The organism is Martelella mediterranea (genome assembly GCF_021021415.1).
In the GTDB taxonomy this organism is placed as follows: domain Bacteria; phylum Pseudomonadota; class Alphaproteobacteria; order Rhizobiales; family Rhizobiaceae; genus Martelella; species Martelella mediterranea_C.
Map to the genome: position 1 here is coordinate 1 of NZ_JAINWJ010000040.1, position 453 is coordinate 453.

1 protein-coding gene and 1 pseudogene are annotated in these 453 nt (G+C 60.7%); both read left to right on the forward strand.

The features are described 5' to 3' along the window. A pseudogene (locus tag K7H91_RS19040) lies at positions 1-313 on the forward strand (MFS transporter); the annotation flags it as partial. A gap of 24 nt (positions 314-337) precedes the next feature. Further along, a partial coding sequence (locus K7H91_RS19045) for a hypothetical protein (protein ID WP_230721808.1) occupies positions 338-453 on the forward strand: 116 nt, incomplete at its 3' end.

Below are 453 nucleotides of genomic sequence, written 5' to 3' on the forward strand. Positions count from 1 at the left end.
CACGGGCGTCGGCAATGCGTCGACCTTCCAGATGATCCCGGCGATCATGCGCCGCGAAGTGCCGCGGCTGATGCCGGAACTGGATGCCGGCGCGCTGCAGAAGCAGACGGACCGCGAGAGCGCGGCGATCATCGCCTTCATCTCCGCGATTGCCGCCTATGGCGCATTCTTCATCCCCAAATCCTACGGCACCTCGATTTCGATGACCGGCGGACCGGACATGGCGCTGTGGGGCTTCGGCATCTTCTACGTCATCTGCGCCGTGCTGACCTTCTTCTACTACACCCGCCGCAATGCGCCGGTGCCCTGCTAATCGCCCGAAACAAAGGAACGGATCATGTCTCTTCTCCTCGACCGCCTCAACTTTCTGGCACGCAAGAATGTCGATACATTCTCCGATGGTCACGGCGTGACCACCAATGAAAACCGCGACTGGGAAGACGCCTATCGCAA